Origin of the sequence: Pseudomonas sp. S5F11 (assembly GCF_019641515.1) — a bacterium.
Taxonomy (GTDB): Bacteria; Pseudomonadota; Gammaproteobacteria; order Pseudomonadales; family Pseudomonadaceae; genus Aquipseudomonas; species Aquipseudomonas rhodesiae.
In genome coordinates this window covers 3,353,633-3,366,784 of record NZ_JAIFJZ010000001.1, presented here as the reverse complement: position 1 = coordinate 3,366,784, position 13,152 = coordinate 3,353,633, and the positions used below count along the sequence as shown (strand labels likewise).

The window sequence follows — 13,152 nt, the reverse complement described above, 5'->3', positions numbered from 1 at the left end:
TAATAAGACGTGGATTATTCGAGAATAATTAATCTTATTGAAGAGTCGGATTTCGTTGAGTTTGCTGATTATGGTAACGGGATTGCTGATGAGTGGATTTATAAAGCTGAAACTCATCTTGGGTTGAAGTTGCCTGATAGCTATAAGTGGTGGCTGAAGTGTTATTCTGGTGGGGAAATATCTGGGGAGGAGATTTATAGTATTTACGAAATGGATTTTGATAGTGTAAGGGGTGGTGATATCGTTTATATGTCAATCGTTAACGGTCGAAATGGGTTGTGTGGGAAGGAGAGGCTATTTATCTGTGAACCGCCGGGCGCAGGGGAGTCATTTTATTTTGCCACGGACGATGGTCTTAATGATGGGGAGTATCCTGTTTATAGGCTTGATCTTTCTAATAAAACTTCTAGTTTGTATGCGAAGAACTTTATCGATTTCTTAGAAAAAAGAATAATTTCTTTCAGTTGAATAATGATTAGGCGTTTAAAAATGGTTGAGAAAGGCTAGGTGCAAAAGACATAGGCGCTCATGCAAAAGTCGATTATTCAAGTATTGAAAATCCGCCAAATGTTGGTCCCGGTAAAGAATTCACTTTGCGGCAAAAACAAGAGGCATTGGAGTTGAATAAAGCAGCCAACGACGGTGTAGGCAAATCCGATGCCAGTGGTACAGATAGCAAGGTCTATACCTTTGACCCCGAAACAGGCTCGTTAGCGTATTTAGCTGATGATATTGAAAGCTGGGCGCAAATTCTCCTCAGTGATTATGAGGTACTTACGGGCTATCCGTTAGCGCATCAATGGCAAGAGCAGAACCGTCAGCTCCCTGCCGGTAAGCGTTTGTTACCTAAGGTGCCGTTCGTACTGAGTGGTGAGTTTGTGCTGGATAATTTGTACTTGGCTGATGCTGTAGAGGGAATGAGATTTAGAGCAGATATAGCCAGTCAAATTAAAGAACTGCCGGACGGCGCCCAGATTAGATTAAATATTGACAGCTAAATTTTTATAACGGGCTATAGATTTAGGTGCATAAGGTAAAGGCACCGAGGCTCCGTACAATCCTCAATCCATCAGAAATGAGAAAATAGGGTCAGACCACAATTAGTGCACCACTGTATAGGTGGTCTGACCCCTATTTCTGCTATTTTTCTCGCACTCAGCCATTCAGCAGGCGGCCGCCGTCAAGAACGATTTCGGAGCCGACTGTCCAACGCGACTCGTCGGATGCCAGATACAGCACGGCTTTGGCCACCTCTTCGGAGGTACCGAAGCGCCCAAGCGGAATGGTTGCCGCGATCTCTTTGTTAAGTTGCTCGCGATACGCTTGCGCAACACCAAGCTTGTCATAAAGGGGAGTCTCGACGGGGCCAGGGCTCACTGCGTTGACACGGATGCCACGGCCGAGCAATTCGGTCGAGAGCGTTTTCGACATGTTCAGCAGTGCGGCCTTCGTTGCGGCATACACGGACGAGCGATTTGCGCCCGCGTGCGCGCTTACGGAAGTAGTCAACACGACGGAAGCGGGATTTGCGAAGACCGGCAACAGCGCCTGCATCAGGAAGTACGGCCCCTTGACGTTGATGTCGAAAGAGCGGTCGAACCTATCTTCCGTCCATTCCTCAATGGGCAGCCATACGGATACGCCGGCGTTGAGAAAGGCAACATCGAGTTGGCCATAGTGCTCCTTGATGGCTTGTGCCAGTTCCTTTTGTGCTGCCACGCTGGCGGAGTCGGCGCGCAGCACCGGCACTTCCGGGCCCAACTCGGCCTGAGCCTTTGCAATCGAGTCGGGGTTTACACCCGTTACGATCACGCGAGCACCCTCGGCCAGGAAGTGCTTTGCCGTTTCCAGGCCGATACCGCTGGTGCCGCCAGTGATGAGCGTACGTTTACCTTGCAAGCGTGACATTTGAATTCTCCGGTGAATGACGACCACCGCGGTCGATATGGAGAAATATGCGCTTATGCGCTGAATAGGATAAGACCGCCTATTCGCATATGATTCATGCAAATAGGGCATGAGTTGAGGTGGAGAAGTGGACCGATTTCTTTTGATGACATGCTTCGCGCGTGCCGTAGAAACAGGGAGCTTTTCGGCGGCTGGGCGCGATCTAGGGCTGGGGCAGCCCAATGTAAGCCGCTATATAGCGGCTCTGGAGGATCATTTGCAGACGCGTTTGCTCCACCGGTCTACGCGCAAGCTATCCCTGACGCCGGAGGGCGAACGCTACTATGCGGACATCCGGCGCATTCTGGATGCGGTGGATGAATCCGAATCGTCCTTCAGGAACAACATCGACCCATCGGGACTCTTGCGCGTAGCTTGTCCGACAGCGCTCGCGCATGCGTTTGTACTGCCGCATGTGCCGACGTTTTTGCAGCGCTACCCTCAATTGGTCCTGGATCTCCAACTCAATGATCGATACGTAGACCTAGTCAATGAAGGCACTGAACTCGCCATTCGTATAGGACAGCTGGAGGACAGCGCCTTGCGCGCCCGGCCTCTTGGGTGGTACGACCGGGTCTTCGTCGCCAGCAAGGACTACTTGGCTAAACGCGGAGTTCCGCAAACCCCGGATGATCTACGCGACCACGATTGCATCGTCTACACCTTACTGTCGTCCGGTGCGACCTGGCGATTCCGCGACGCGGACATTCCGATTGCCGGCAGGCTCAGGGTTAACTCCCCCGACGCAGTGAGTGCGGCGGTCGCTGCAGGCCTGGGTGTGGCGCATGGGCCCGCGTGGCTCTTTGAGGGCGGGCTCAAAAGTGGGAGATTACAGTTCATTCTCACCGACCATGCGGTTCCCCCTGTCCCCGTGCAGATGGTTTATGTCGCCAATAGACTGCTTCCCACGCGGGCTATCGTGTTCATGGATTTTATGACTGACGTTTTTTCAAAGATTCCAGCCTTGAACGGCAATACCCCTTTGCCGACTCTATAAGACAAGACGACAAAACGTGATTTCTCACGTTTGCCTGAGGACGTTTCCATGAGCTTTCAAATCCCGCGTTTTTCGACCGTAGGATGCCGGATTGGCCAGTGGCTGTGCTTGCTGGTGATGTTTGTCAGCGCCACTGCCTTCATGCTGGTCTGGTCCTACCTCGACCGTCGTCAAGCGGGGTTGGGCACGGCAGCGGCTGGTTTTGTGTGGGGCGTTATCGGGCTGCTGTTCGCGTACGTGTTCGAACGGCCTCGTACCGTCGTCGCCACATTACGATTCATGCTGGCTCGGACCTTGGCATTGCTGGTGCTGGCGACGGGCGCGGTCTATTTGATCGGCCTGCTGTGGGTCGAGCCGCAGCAGGACTTTCTGGAGGCTCAATTAAAGGGCGCATCGTGCGGTAAATACACCGGTACCATTGAAAAAGGTTGGGAGCAAATTTGCGCCCGTTCGTATTCAACACAGACACAAACCCCTTGAAACTGGAGTAGCACGCTTGGCGAGTCTCGGCGAACACTCGCAATCGCGCTCAGCAAATCACCCATGCCAAGTTCAAGTGATCAACCTATGAACACTGGGAAGTACCCTCATCTGAAAGTGTTTTTTGCTTTCTGGTTTATGCCCTTTGCGGTCGGTTTGGTAGCCGGCCCCGTGATATTTGTCGCAATGGTGGCGCGGCTGTTCGCTAACCCACGCACACTTGGCGAGGTGCACGGGCTGGAGCTGTGGGCTGTGTTTATTTCCACACCAGTAATGGTGCAGTTGATTTATCTGCTGCCAGCGCTGGGTTTTGCGTTGTTCGTGACCCTGCGCAGATTCAGGAAGGGCCGTAGCGCTTATAAAACTATTGCGCTGAGCGGTGGCACGGTTGCGTTTGCATGGCTGGCGCTGTTGACCTATTTGGTGATGCGTGACAGCGAGGTTGTCTGGTTTATAAGCAACGGCTTACCTCTGATGGCTGCGTTTTTGATCGGTGCGCTCGGCAGTGGACTGATGGCGGTGATTGCATTGCCGGAACCGTCCGGTGCGTGCGAAGTGCCGGTCCGATGAACATCGGGGTCAGATCACTGTGCTTCAAGCCTCTTCTCATGCCCTGATGACTTTGCGGCTTGCAGTGGTGAGCAGGTCAAACCCGCTCCCACCTTTGGTCCGCGTTAGAGCAACTTACGCTGCACCGCCTCATCCAGCGTGCTACGCGTCAGCGCTTCAACCACTTCCCGCGTGTCCGCCTGGAACGGGATGCCGACGATCAGCACCAGGTGCATCCAGGTGCGCACCGATTCGCTTTTTTTGACGCGGCCCAGTTCCTTGCCTTCCTTGTCCTTGAACACTGTTTCCAGGGTGAAGATGTTCTTCGCCGTGCTTGGGATGATAAAGAACGTGAAGCCGGTGATGAACGCCGACACCGTGCTGTACTCTTCGTTGTTATGCAGCGTGGCATCCACGTAGATATCTGAGTCGACCTTGTCGGTGCTCACTCGGGAAAACCGGTTGGACGCACGATACGTATCGGCCACGGCTTTTTCCCACAGCACCACGGGAGCGCCGACTGCGGCGTTGCCAGGGCCGCCGTTGACGTGGTTCTGCGCCGTGGTGTGCACGTACGCCGTGGGCTTTTGCGCCGGCGCGTTGGCGGTCGGTGGCCAGGTTTGTACGGCGGGCAATTCGTGTTGCGAGTAAGACACGCAGCCGGTCAGCAGGACAGCGGCCAGTACCAGGCTGTGTTTGATCAATCCTTTCACGCAGTGCTCCTTGAAATTACGGTTTGGCCAGGTTGGCGGTGGCGGTGTCGAGCAGTTGCCCGACCAGTTTGGTCAGCTGTTGGCCACCCATCGACGGCGCCCAATATTGGCCGCTGTACAAGCCGACGTTGTGTTCGAACTTGATCGAGTCTGTGGCCTTGGCCAGTTCCTTGCCGTTGCGGTCGACGATCACCAGGTCGCCGGCCACGTCGAAGCTGTCCACGTAGATCGGGCCGTTGACCCAGATCCAGATGGTCAGGGTCAGCAGCGCGCCAGGCACATACGCCGGGTGCGGTGCGCGATGGCCCTTGAGGGACGTCATGTTGAATTTGAGCGTGACGTCCTGCTCGCCCAGGCGCACGGGGTACTCGGTGACTTGCTTGAAGTAACCGGCAGTGCGCACGTACTGAGTGATCTGGGCCGTCAGGGAGCTGCTGATCGCCGCTTTGTTGGCCTCGTTGACGTCGGCGGCGCTCACCGTCACATCGGCGATTTGCGCGCTGCGCGGGCTGCTGACAGATACCGGGTGGAGCGGGGTGGCGATAGGGCCTGTGACGGTGTAGGACACGCAGCCGGTCATCGACAGCGCGGCAAGCAGGGCCGTAGCCCGAAGGAGGGTTTTAAGCACGCAATTTCCCTATAAGTAAATAAGCCGAGTCAGTGTCTCGACGCCTTTAAGCAAAACTTGAGGCGTGTGCATTAACGCACATAGCCCGACGAAACACCTTGAGAACCCCTCTCAACTCCGTAAAATGCCGCCACTGTTTAAAGCACGATACTTTTCAGGGACGAATTCAGACATGCGCGCATTTGCCGTGTTCCTCGCCGTCTGCCTCCTGGCGGGCTGCGCCTCCAAGCCGGATTACTACATCTCGCCGGCGCCGGTGACCATTCCCAAAACTGCCACGTATTGGCTCGACACCTTCGATGTGGAGGTGGTGGGCAAGAACGAACGCTTCCTGCCCGATGACAAAGTGCGCCAGCAACTGGGCGTCGACCTGGTCGATCGGTTGCTCAGTGCCAAACGTTATGCTCCCAGCAAGGACAAAGCCGATTACCTGTTGGATGTCAGCATCGTCTACACGCGCCATATCCCGGACTCCAAAGGCGGCCTGTCGACGTTGATCGTCGATGACAACACCATTCTGGCCAGTGTGGATTTCAGCTATCAGGTCAAGGTCAAGAAGGCGGGTAGCGAAGTCCTGCACTTCGCCAAGACCCGCGAGAACCTCGTACCCGCCGGTGTGATGGGGGAGGCGCAAAAATGGAAGACCATGGGCGGCATCCTCACCAACTCCGGCAACTCAAGCGTCGAGCGGTTTTATACCGGCGTCCTGAGTCGCGACATCGTTGATGATCTGCTCGACATCCCGTCTCGCTGACGTTGCCATTACCGATTTATCACCCCAGGAGCATTCCGTGAAAACACTCTGCAAAACCCTGCTGTCCGGCCTCACCGCCGCAGCGCTGCTGACCGTGGCCGGCTGCGCCACCGAAAGCAATCGCGCGATGCCGGTAGAGCAAGTCGCCAGCGCCAACGTCGCCTACTCCGGCGTGCGCGTGCCGATTGCCGTGGGCAAATTCGACAACCGCTCCAGCTATATGCGCGGCATCTTCTCCGATGGCGTCGACCGCCTCGGCGGCCAGGCCAAGACCATCCTGATCACCCACTTGCAGCAGACCAACCGCTTCAGCGTGCTGGACCGCGACAACATGGGCGAAATTTCCCAGGAGGCCAAGATCAAAGGCACCGCGCAGAAGCTCAAGGGCGCGGACTATGTAGTGACCGGCGATGTGACCGAGTTCGGCCGCAAAGAAACCGGCGACCGCCAGCTGTTCGGCATCCTCGGCCGTGGCAAGACCCAAGTGGCCTACGCCAAAGTCGCGTTGAATATCGTCAACATCAACACCTCCGAAGTGGTGTATTCCACCCAGGGCGCCGGTGAGTACGCGCTGTCCAACCGTGAAGTGGTCGGCTTCGGCGGCACCGCCAGCTACGACTCCACCCTCAATGGCAAGGTCCTGGACCTAGCCATGCGCGAAGCGATCAATCGGCTGGTCGACGGCATCAACGCCGGCGCCTGGAACCCGCGCAACTGATCAGCAGCACCTCAAGGAGCAGTACACGGATGAGCAAGGCAGTTAAGTTAGCGCTGATGCTGACAGCAATCGCAACGGTCGCCGGGTGCCAGACGGCGCCCCAGCCCCTGTATCAATGGGAAAGCTACCAGCCGCAGGTTTACGAATACTTCAAGGGCGAGCCCAAGGAAGCGCAGGTCGAAGCACTGGAGCGTGATCTGCAGAAGATCAATGCCAGTGGTCGCAAGGCGCCACCGGGTTACCACGCCCACCTGGGCATGCTGTACCTGAGCATGGGCAAGGATGACCAGATGGTGCAGGAATTTCGCACCGAGAAGGCGCTGTTCCCCGAATCCGCCGCCTACATGGACTTTTTGCTGAAAAACGCCAAGACCGGAGTCGCGACTAAATGAGCCTGTTAAAACTCACCGGCGCCCTGCTGGCCCTGGCCTTGCTCGGCGGTTGCGCGGCACCCAAGACCATCGATTACACGGCGTATAAACAGGCGCGGCCCAAGTCGATCCTGGTGCTGCCGCCGCTCAATGAATCGCCGGAAGTGCAGGCGTCCTACAGCCTGGTGTCGCAGGTGACGTACCCGCTGGCCGAAGCCGGCTACTACGTGCTGCCGATTGCCCTGGTGGACGAAACCTTCCGCCAGAACGGCCTGACCACCGCCAACGATATCCAGGCCGTGCCGCCGACCAAGCTGCATGACATCTTCGGCGCGGACGCGGCGTTGTACATCACCGTCACCGAGTACGGCACCAAGTACATGCTGATCTCCAGCGATACAGCGGTGACCGCCTCGGCCAAACTGGTGGACCTGCGCACCGGCACCACCCTGTGGACCGGCACCGCGCGCGCCTCCAGCGAGGAAGGCAACAACAACAGCGGTGGCCTGGTCGGCATGCTGATCACCGCGGCGGTCAAGCAGGTGATCAACAGCTCCACCGACGCCGCGCACCCGATTGCCGGCATCACCAGCGCACGCTTGCTGTCGCCGGGGCAACGGGCGGGGATTCTGTACGGCCCGCGTAATCCCAAGTACGGCACGGACTGACAATCCGGCGCTGAAACACCACAGGTCAGCTGCACACACTTCAATTGTGGTGAGCGGGCTTGCCCCGCGCTGGGACGCGAAGCGGCCCTCTCTCCAGACACTGCGGTGTGCCAGGCAAAAACGGTTGGCCGGTTTTGGGGCTGCTCCGCAGCCCGGCGCAGGGCAAGCCTGCTCACTACAGGGCAGCTGCACACACTCTAATTGTGGTGAGCGGGCTTGCCCCGCGCTGGCGCGCGAAGCTGCCCTCTCTCCCGACACTGCGGTGTGCCAGGCAAAAACGGTTGGCCGGTTTTGGGGCTGCTCCGCAGCCCGGCGCAGGGCAAGCCTGCTCACTACAGGGCAGCTGCACACACTCTAATTGTGGTGAGCGGGCTTGCCCCGCGCTGGCGCGCGAAGCTGCCCTCTCTCCAGACACTGCGGTGTGCCAGGCAAAAACGGTTGGCCGGTTTTGGGGCTGCTCCGCAGCCCAGCGCAGGGCAAGCCTGCTCATACATGGACGCCCCCAGTATGCCAAGCACTCAATTCGTGAAAACACAGACGGGATAAGGTTGCAGCCATACATCCGGACTTTAAGTGAGGCGGTGCCTCTGTCCCTGATGGAATTCGCTGATCGGGCTCTTATCACTACAACGCGCTCGAAGCGCTGTGAGCAGGGCAGAGTTACCCGATCCCGGTCCTACCTGTCTTGCCATCACGTCATGATCGCCTGAGCAACCTTGGAAGTACTCCTTCTAACGCATCACTTTTTCATTCCACCGGGCCGGCTACGCCACCGTTACGTCGGGGGTGTAGTCGGGTCGGAACTTGGTGCCATGGGCCAATAATGCCCAGGCTATCCGGGCCGTTTTATTAGCCTGGGCAACGACAGCAACGTTGGTGTGACGACGAGCCAATAACCCCTTCAGCCAATCCGCCGAAGGATCTGTCTTGCTCTCCACCACTCGAACCATCGAGCGTGCGCCGTGAATCAGCAAGGTGCGTAAATAACCATCGCCCCGTTTACTGATCCCCAACAACGTGGGCTTGCCTCCGCTGGAGTGTTGTCGCGGCACTAACCCCAACCATGCCGCCATTTGCCGACCGTTACTGAAGTTTTTCGCGTCACCCACTGACGCCACTAGCGCGGTTGCAGTGAGCGGGCCAACGCCTGGGATTTCTGCCAGGCGGCAGCTGCCTTCATTGCTGCGATGCCATTGTTGAATCTCTCGTTCCAACTCGACGACCTGTCGATCCAGCTCTTTGAAATGCTCCATCAAGCGCTGCATCAGTTGGCGTAACGATCCAGGAAGAGCGTTTTCATGATCTTCCAAAATATCCGGCAAACGCTCGACGATATGTCGAATGCCCTGAGGCAAGACCACGCCAAATTCTCCAAGGAGCCCACGAATCGAATTAGCTTGTGCCGTTCTGGCCTTTACAAACCCTTGCCGTGCGCAATGCACCGCCAAAATAGCTTGCTGCTCTACCGTCTTGATCGGCACAAAGCGCATGTTGGGCCGAGTAACGGCTTCACAGATCGCTTCTGCGTCAGCTACATCGTTTTTGTTCGACTTCACGTAGGGCTTCACAAATTGCGGAGCCATTAACTTGACCGTATGACCAAGTGCCTGCAGTTTTCTTGCCCAATAGTGGGCTCCGCCACATGCCTCCATGCCCACTAGGCAGGGCTCCAGGTTGGCAAAAAAAGGGACAACCTGCTCACGTTTAAGCCGCTTCCTTAGCGCTGTTCTTCCTTGTTGATCGATCGCGTGAAGTTGAAACACGGTTTTTGCCAAGTCAACCGAAACAGTCGTAAGCTGCATGAGGACGCTCCCTTCCGCTAAGTGTGGGTAACACTTTAACTTTGGCACATAGATGCCGTTAGGAAGGGGGCGTCCATTCCATTACTACAGGGCAGCTGCACACACTCTAATTGTGGTGAGCGGGCTTGCCCCGCGCTGGACGCGAAGCTGCCCTCTCTCCAGACACTGCGGTGTGCCAGGCAAAAACGGTTGGCCGGTTTTGGGGCTGCTCCGCAGCCCGGCGCAGGGCAAGCCTGCTCACTACAGGGCAGCTGCACACACTCTAATTGTGGTGAGCGGGCTTGTCCCGCGCTGGGGCGCGAAGCGGCCCCAAACCTAGCGACGAGGTTTGTCTGATTGAGCGCGGTAGTCTTATGTGGGACCGCGTCGCACCCCAACGCGGACGGCGCGACGATTCGACAAGCCTGCTCACCAAAGCCTTAAGGAGACACCCATGCCCCCTATGGCGATGTTTCAGTCACTAGAGGCAGTGGCTGACACTCTGCCATCGGGAGCAAGCTCCTTCCCACACCGATTGAGATGTTTTCTAAATCGGTGTTAACCCGAATCCCCCGCACCTTGCGTCTGACCTTGTGAACGGATCATTCATTCACGAGGTTCAGCCCATGTCTCACTCTCTGCTCTGGCTACGTCCTGCTGCCCAAGGCTTCGCCGTTACCCTGACGCTGGCGCTTGCCGGGTGTGGGGCGTCGTCCTCCCATGATGTGGCGCCACCGGCCGACAGGGGCCCGATCTCTCGGCTTGAGGCCGATACTGTGCAAGGTGCCCTGAGCAAACCCATGCCGATCCCCGCGCCGATGTCTACACGCCTGGCGATGCAGGAATCGAGGACGATGGACTACCGCAGCGAGCCCCGTGAGCAATACGCCAACCTGCCGGATAACCCGGTGCACCGCGTGGCTGAAACGCCGGTGTCGACTTTCAGTGTCGATGTCGACACCGGCAGCTATGCCAACGTACGACGCTTCCTCAATCAAGGCAGCCTGCCGCCCGAAGGCGCCGTACGGCTGGAGGAAATGGTCAATTACTTCCCCTACCACTACGCACTGCCCACCGATGGCTCACCCTTCGGCGTGACCACCGAAGTCGCCCCTACGCCCTGGAACCCCCACACCCAATTACTGCGTATCGGCATCAAGGCGTCCGACCGCGCCGTGGCGCAGCTGGCGCCGGCCAACCTGGTATTTCTGGTGGATGTGTCCGGCTCCATGGACCGTCGCGAAGGTTTGCCGCTGGTGCAAAGCACCCTGAAGTTATTGGTGGATCAATTGCGCGAGCAAGACCGCGTGTCGCTGGTGGTCTACGCCGGCGACTCCCGTGTGGTGCTCAAGCCCACGTCCGGGCGCGACAAGGCCGCGATCCGCAACGCCATCGACCAGCTCACTGCCGGTGGTGCCACGGCGGGGGCGTCGGGTATTGAGCTGGCTTACCAGATGGCCCGCGAAGGCTTTATCGACAACGGCATCAACCGCATCCTGCTGGCCACCGACGGCGACTTCAACGTCGGCGTCAGTGACTTCGACAGCCTCAAGCAGATGGCGGCGCAGCAGCGTAAGAGCGGCGTGTCCCTCACCACACTGGGCTTTGGCGTGGACAACTACAACGAGCACCTGATGGAGCAATTGGCCGACGCCGGCGACGGTAACTACGCCTATATCGACACCTTGCGCGAAGCACGCAAAGTGCTGGTGGACCAGCTCAGCTCGACCCTCGCCGTGGTGGCGCGGGATGTGAAATTGCAGGTGGAATTCAACCCTGCGCGGGTCAGCGAATATCGCCTGCTCGGCTACGAAAACCGCGCCCTCAAGCGTGAGGATTTCAATAACGACAAGGTAGACGCCGGTGAGATCGGCGCCGGCCATACCGTTACCGCGCTGTACGAAATTGTGCCAAAGGGGCAGAAGGGTTGGCTGGAGCCGCTGCGCTATGCCGGCGCGGCTGTGGTCGAGGGGCAGTCCGAGGAGCTGGCCATGCTGCGCGTGCGCTACAAGCCTGCCGCAGGTGGCGATAGCCGCTTGATCGAACGGCCAATCACTGGCCAAACCACCCAGGCCAGCGACGATTTGCGCTTTGCGGCGGCAGTGGCTGCGTTCGCCCAGCAACTCAAGGGCGATGGCCGCTACACTGGCAGCATGTCGTTGAAAGACACCGCCGCACTGGCCCGCTCGGCGCGGGGCGACGACCCGTTCGGCCTGCGCAACGAGTTCGTGCAACTGGTGGAGTTGGCCCAAAGCCTCAAGCCCTGATCTCGAACACCACATAGCTGTTACTGATAGACCGCGATCGGGAGCAAGCGCCCTCCCACATTTGACCCGCGTTAACTTTACAAAAGGAGTTCGCCCCCTACATGGCTGTTCCAGATGACCCCTCCAGCGACGAAGCGTTGCTGGCCCGTTACCGGACCGGTGACGCCGCTGCGTTCGAAGTCTTGTACGCGCGGCATCGCCAAGGTCTGTATCGTTTCCTCGTGTCCCTGAGCAACAAGGCCGAACTGGCCGAGGAAATTTATCAGGAGACCTGGCTCAGCCTGATCCGCAGCGCCAGTCAGCCACAAGGCCGGGCGAGCTTTCGCACGTGGTTGTTTCAGATTGCCCGCAATCGCTTGATCGACCACTGGCGCAAGCACGGCATCCACAACCCATTGCACGACAGCTACGACGAGCACCTGCACGCTCAGCCCGACCACAGCGCCGGCCCTGAGCAGCAATTGAGCCTGAGCCGCGACCAGGCGCGCCTCGACGCGGCCCTGCAAGACTTGCCCGAAGACCAGCGTGAAGTGTTCCTGCTGCGTCTGCATGGTGACCTTGAGGTACCGCAAATCGCCGCGCTCACCCAGACCCCGCTGGAAACCGTAAAAAGCCGCTTGCGCTACGCCCAGCAGAAATTGCGTCGTCTGCTGGCCGAGGAGGTACCTGTATGACTGACTCCCGACACACCCCTGACGACGATTTGATCCAGCATTTTCGTCAACACAGCACCGGCGAGCCGCCCGCGTCTCTCGATGCCTTCATCCTCAACGTCGCCCGCCGCGAAGCCCCGGCGCCGCAACCGAGCCTTTGGCAACGTTGGCTGCACGCCTGCCAACGCCCACGCTGGCAGATGGCGTTCGCCACCGTCGCCGGCGTTGCGCTCATGGTCGGCGTGGTCATGCGCTCGCCGGTGCCGCAGCCCGAAGTGTCCACCGCGACCTTCTCCGCGCTCCACGACCAAGCTCCACCGCCGGCACCCGCCCCTGCGCCGATGGCGCGTATGGCTGTCGCACCCAAGGCCGAGAGTGCTCAGGCCGAAATCACCGGCTCGCTGGCCCAGGCGCCAGCGGCAAAACCCTTGAACAAGCGCGCGCCGCCGGGGTTGCCGAGCCTGGAGGACGGGTTGCAGGAAATTGTGAACCTACGCGCAGCAGGCCAAACCCGAGCGGCGGATGAAAAACTGCTGGCGCTGCACCAGCGTTTTCCCCAGGAAGATCTGCCAGCGCGATTGGAGGCGCTGCAGCCGCGCTGAAACCAGGCTCACGAAAAAAGCCCC

16 protein-coding genes are annotated in these 13,152 nt (G+C 58.4%); 12 read left to right on the top strand and 4 right to left on the bottom strand.

The genetic code is table 11. The features are described from left to right. Positions 1-9 precede the first annotated feature (9 nt). The gene (locus K1567_RS15170; RefSeq protein WP_034095279.1) at positions 10-468 is read left to right on the top strand and encodes an SMI1/KNR4 family protein; all 459 of its coding nucleotides are present in this window, start codon (positions 10-12) and stop codon (positions 466-468) included. Positions 469-593: 125 nt separating this feature from the next. Further along, a complete protein-coding gene (locus tag K1567_RS15165) occupies positions 594-998 on the top strand; it encodes a hypothetical protein (protein ID WP_220698617.1) in 405 nt (134 codons plus the stop codon). Positions 999-1,155: 157 nt separating this feature from the next. On the opposite strand, the gene K1567_RS15160 is transcribed toward K1567_RS15165, so the two are convergent. Beyond that, a complete protein-coding gene (locus tag K1567_RS15160; protein ID WP_220698616.1) occupies positions 1,156-1,908 on the bottom strand; it encodes an SDR family oxidoreductase in 753 nt (250 codons plus the stop codon). A 127-nt stretch (positions 1,909-2,035) separates the two neighbouring features. On the opposite strand from K1567_RS15160, the gene K1567_RS15155 reads away from it, so the two are divergent. From K1567_RS15155 to K1567_RS15145, 3 genes are all read left to right on the top strand, one after another. Beyond that, positions 2,036-2,944, top strand: coding sequence for a LysR family transcriptional regulator (locus K1567_RS15155; protein ID WP_040265218.1), 909 nt, complete (start codon positions 2,036-2,038; stop codon positions 2,942-2,944). A gap of 48 nt (positions 2,945-2,992) precedes the next feature. Continuing rightward, the gene (locus K1567_RS15150; protein WP_220698615.1) at positions 2,993-3,424 is read left to right on the top strand and encodes a hypothetical protein; all 432 of its coding nucleotides are present in this window, start codon (positions 2,993-2,995) and stop codon (positions 3,422-3,424) included. Positions 3,425-3,511: 87 nt separating this feature from the next. After that, positions 3,512-3,994, top strand: coding sequence for a hypothetical protein (locus tag K1567_RS15145; RefSeq protein WP_053060071.1), 483 nt, complete (start codon positions 3,512-3,514; stop codon positions 3,992-3,994). A 104-nt stretch (positions 3,995-4,098) separates the two neighbouring features. On the opposite strand, the gene K1567_RS15140 is transcribed toward K1567_RS15145, so the two are convergent. After that, complete coding sequence (locus tag K1567_RS15140; RefSeq protein WP_034095290.1) at positions 4,099-4,686, bottom strand: lipoprotein; 588 nt, start codon at positions 4,684-4,686, stop codon at positions 4,099-4,101. Between the two features lie 16 nt (positions 4,687-4,702). Continuing rightward, positions 4,703-5,314, bottom strand: a complete 612-nt coding sequence (locus tag K1567_RS15135; RefSeq protein ID WP_034095291.1) for a hypothetical protein — start codon at positions 5,312-5,314, stop codon at positions 4,703-4,705. Positions 5,315-5,486: 172 nt separating this feature from the next. On the opposite strand from K1567_RS15135, the gene K1567_RS15130 reads away from it, so the two are divergent. The 4 genes from K1567_RS15130 to K1567_RS15115 are packed head-to-tail and all read left to right on the top strand — an operon-like array spanning position 5,487 to position 7,825. Continuing rightward, positions 5,487-6,068 (top strand): hypothetical protein, encoded by a 582-nt coding sequence (locus tag K1567_RS15130; protein ID WP_034112920.1) that lies wholly within the window; start codon positions 5,487-5,489, stop codon positions 6,066-6,068. Next, positions 6,040-6,786, top strand: coding sequence for a CsgG/HfaB family protein (locus tag K1567_RS15125; protein WP_376782723.1), 747 nt, complete (start codon positions 6,040-6,042; stop codon positions 6,784-6,786). The genes K1567_RS15130 and K1567_RS15125 overlap by 29 nt, the downstream gene beginning before the upstream one ends. A 29-nt stretch (positions 6,787-6,815) precedes the next feature. Further along, positions 6,816-7,178, top strand: coding sequence for a DUF4810 domain-containing protein (locus tag K1567_RS15120; RefSeq protein WP_017848623.1), 363 nt, complete (start codon positions 6,816-6,818; stop codon positions 7,176-7,178). Continuing rightward, positions 7,175-7,825 (top strand): DUF799 domain-containing protein, encoded by a 651-nt coding sequence (locus K1567_RS15115; RefSeq protein WP_034095295.1) that lies wholly within the window; start codon positions 7,175-7,177, stop codon positions 7,823-7,825. The genes K1567_RS15120 and K1567_RS15115 overlap by 4 nt, the downstream gene beginning before the upstream one ends. Before the next feature lie 764 nt (positions 7,826-8,589). On the opposite strand, the gene K1567_RS15110 is transcribed toward K1567_RS15115, so the two are convergent. Next, on the bottom strand, positions 8,590-9,627 hold the full coding sequence (locus K1567_RS15110; RefSeq protein ID WP_034097221.1) for an IS110 family transposase: 1,038 nt from the start codon (positions 9,625-9,627) through the stop codon (positions 8,590-8,592). A 605-nt stretch (positions 9,628-10,232) separates the two neighbouring features. Here K1567_RS15110 and K1567_RS15105 point away from each other — a divergent pair. The 3 genes from K1567_RS15105 (at position 10,233) to K1567_RS15095 (ending at position 13,128) form a co-directional block, all read left to right on the top strand. Then, positions 10,233-11,873 carry a VWA domain-containing protein gene (locus K1567_RS15105; protein ID WP_220698614.1) on the top strand — a complete coding sequence of 547 codons (1,641 nt, stop codon included), beginning with the start codon at positions 10,233-10,235 and terminating at the stop codon, positions 11,871-11,873. A gap of 101 nt (positions 11,874-11,974) precedes the next feature. Further along, the gene (locus tag K1567_RS15100) at positions 11,975-12,547 is read left to right on the top strand and encodes an RNA polymerase sigma factor (RefSeq protein ID WP_034095297.1); all 573 of its coding nucleotides are present in this window, start codon (positions 11,975-11,977) and stop codon (positions 12,545-12,547) included. Continuing rightward, positions 12,544-13,128, top strand: coding sequence for a hypothetical protein (locus K1567_RS15095; protein WP_220698613.1), 585 nt, complete (start codon positions 12,544-12,546; stop codon positions 13,126-13,128). The genes K1567_RS15100 and K1567_RS15095 overlap by 4 nt, the downstream gene beginning before the upstream one ends. Positions 13,129-13,152 lie beyond the last annotated feature (24 nt).

Bases quoted from the DNA above. Each gene is read 5' to 3' on its own strand.
- K1567_RS15100 (WP_034095297.1), top strand. From the start codon at position 11,975: ATGGCTGTTCCAGATGACCCCTCCAGCGACGAAGCGTTGCTGGCCCGT.
- K1567_RS15120 (WP_017848623.1), top strand. From the start codon at position 6,816: ATGAGCAAGGCAGTTAAGTTAGCGCTGATGCTGACAGCAATCGCAACG.
- K1567_RS15145 (WP_053060071.1), top strand. From the start codon at position 3,512: ATGAACACTGGGAAGTACCCTCATCTGAAAGTGTTTTTTGCTTTCTGG.
- K1567_RS15095 (WP_220698613.1), top strand. From the start codon at position 12,544: ATGACTGACTCCCGACACACCCCTGACGACGATTTGATCCAGCATTTT.
- K1567_RS15125 (WP_376782723.1), top strand. From the start codon at position 6,040: ATGATCTGCTCGACATCCCGTCTCGCTGACGTTGCCATTACCGATTTA.
- K1567_RS15160 (WP_220698616.1), bottom strand. From the start codon at position 1,908: ATGTCACGCTTGCAAGGTAAACGTACGCTCATCACTGGCGGCACCAGC.
- K1567_RS15130 (WP_034112920.1), top strand. From the start codon at position 5,487: ATGCGCGCATTTGCCGTGTTCCTCGCCGTCTGCCTCCTGGCGGGCTGC.
- K1567_RS15105 (WP_220698614.1), top strand. From the start codon at position 10,233: ATGTCTCACTCTCTGCTCTGGCTACGTCCTGCTGCCCAAGGCTTCGCC.
- K1567_RS15110 (WP_034097221.1), bottom strand. From the start codon at position 9,627: ATGCAGCTTACGACTGTTTCGGTTGACTTGGCAAAAACCGTGTTTCAA.
- K1567_RS15115 (WP_034095295.1), top strand. From the start codon at position 7,175: ATGAGCCTGTTAAAACTCACCGGCGCCCTGCTGGCCCTGGCCTTGCTC.
- K1567_RS15150 (WP_220698615.1), top strand. From the start codon at position 2,993: ATGAGCTTTCAAATCCCGCGTTTTTCGACCGTAGGATGCCGGATTGGC.